Below are 1,936 nucleotides of genomic sequence, written 5' to 3'. Positions count from 1 at the left end.
ATCCCCTTGAATCAGGGGATAAGTCGTTTCTAACCAATTTCTAGAGCTTGTAGAGCTTGTAGAGCTTGTAGAGCTGTTTCGACTGCGTTTAAACGGCTAATTTAGCCTTTGCTAATGCTCCCCCTAGCAAATATACCCCTTATCCTTGCATTAATAAATTAGGTACTTTTAAACGCTCCCAATAGAGCAACCTCCCAGCCTTTATTGTATGGTAGCTTTCACCATTGCAACAATTCATAATACCGAGCTTTTAAACCCCGCATATCGCCTCGTGCTTGACGACTGGATTTATCGAGTAATAGATAGCCTCGATTTTCTCCAAATTGTATTTAATTATTTTTGCAAGATTATATTTTTAAAAAAAAAGCGACTACTGTTTGTAGTCGCTATACTCTCCAATTTTTCATACTTGAGTTTAACAGGAAAATGTGTTATACTCCGTATATGAAATTAATTAGCTGGTGCCGATTACATCAGTTAATTTAGATTGGTTTGTATTGGTACTACAAACTAATTGGGTTGTAAAATGTTGGTAGCATTTTACAGCCATTTTTTTTTTTATTTTTTACTGGTTAATTTTTTATCTTGTCTTATATTAGCACATTGAAAAAATCATTTCAATTTATTTTTTATTTAATTTATTTAAGCCCCATGATTGGGGCGTTTTTTTTAACTAATATTTACAAAAAATTTTGTAAATATTAGTTAAAAAAATAAATCAGGGTTGATTTTTTAGCCACGGCAGTAAAAAACTTGGAATGCTTCACTTCGTGAAGCGGGGCTTGGGGTAAAACCCCAACACGTTCGTTTATTTTTTGTGACACAAAAATAAACGGGGTAACGTGTATATTATATTTTTTCAGAATTGGTGATTTCATCTTCAAAAAACTTTTCATATTTTTTTAAATAAGCACTTAAATGATTTATTTCTTTTTCTATATTTTCTATTTCAAATTTTAATTTAGTTCTTTGGTAACAAAGCTGATTTGCAGTTTTTTTATCTGCTCCTCTTTTTTTTAATAAATTTTCTCTTAGTTCCCTTTTTAATTCTAGTTCATCAAACAAATTTTTATATTTTTTTAGACTATTATAATAATTTTCACTAATTTCTTTTCTTACGTACTGTTTCCCATATTCTAAAATTAAATATCTTACAAATGTTGATCTTGTTAAATTTTTTTCTTCGCTACCAAACTTGATAATATCGTTTTCTAGCTCTCCTATACGTAAATGTAATTCTTTTGTAAGCCTTTCTATCTTCTTCCCTTGTCCATGGGGATTATTTAGTTTTAAATCACTTTTTAAAGGTTTCTCAATCTCAAATAAATATTTGCTTTTATTTTCTAAATATTCATCATAACTAATTACAAGATTTTCTTTAAATTTTAATTTTCTAACCACAATACCTCCAACTTATTTTTTTCGTCTTTTTAATAAAAATTCTATATTTTCTTTTAAAAAAAGTTCATTGTTATTAATCCATTCTAAAGCCTTTATTTGTTCTTCTGTTAATGGTTTTAATTTCAATTTTAAAGTTTTATTTTTAAAATCTGTTGTTGTTAAAAAACCTGTTTCTAATCTTTTTTTTATTATTAATTTAAATAACTTAAAATACTTTTCAATTTCAAAACTATGAGTTCTTTTATACATTGAGTCTAAATTTGAACTTATAAATGCTTGTATATAACATTTTTCTTTTTCACTAATCACGTTTACTCCTTGTATTTTGAGATTATTTATCCTGTTACAGATACACTAAATTTTTTATAAAAACTAATTGACAATACAATCAAAATCTAACAAATTTCTATCTGTATCTGTATCTGTATCTGGATAGACTTATCCCCTTGAATCAGGGGATAAGTCGTTTCTAACCAATTTCTAGAGCTTGTAGAGCTTGTAGAGCTTGTAGAGCTGTTTCGACTGCGTTTAAACG

The 1,936-nt window shown here is 27.9% G+C and carries 2 protein-coding genes; both read right to left on the bottom strand.

Features of this window, described 5'->3' with window-relative positions; genetic code table 11:
* Positions 1-849 precede the first annotated feature (849 nt).
* Positions 850-1,401, bottom strand: a complete 552-nt coding sequence (locus B5D61_RS25465) for a hypothetical protein (protein WP_078816240.1) — start codon at positions 1,399-1,401, stop codon at positions 850-852.
* Positions 1,402-1,413: 12 nt separating this feature from the next.
* Positions 1,414-1,710 (bottom strand): hypothetical protein, encoded by a 297-nt coding sequence (locus B5D61_RS26010; RefSeq protein ID WP_139373516.1) that lies wholly within the window; start codon positions 1,708-1,710, stop codon positions 1,414-1,416.
* Positions 1,711-1,936 lie beyond the last annotated feature (226 nt).

The organism is Prosthecobacter debontii, assembly GCF_900167535.1.
GTDB classification, from domain to species: domain Bacteria; phylum Verrucomicrobiota; class Verrucomicrobiia; order Verrucomicrobiales; family Verrucomicrobiaceae; genus Prosthecobacter; species Prosthecobacter debontii.
The sequence above is the reverse complement of the archived record's forward strand: the minus strand, read 5'-3'. Positions and strand labels throughout refer to the sequence as shown.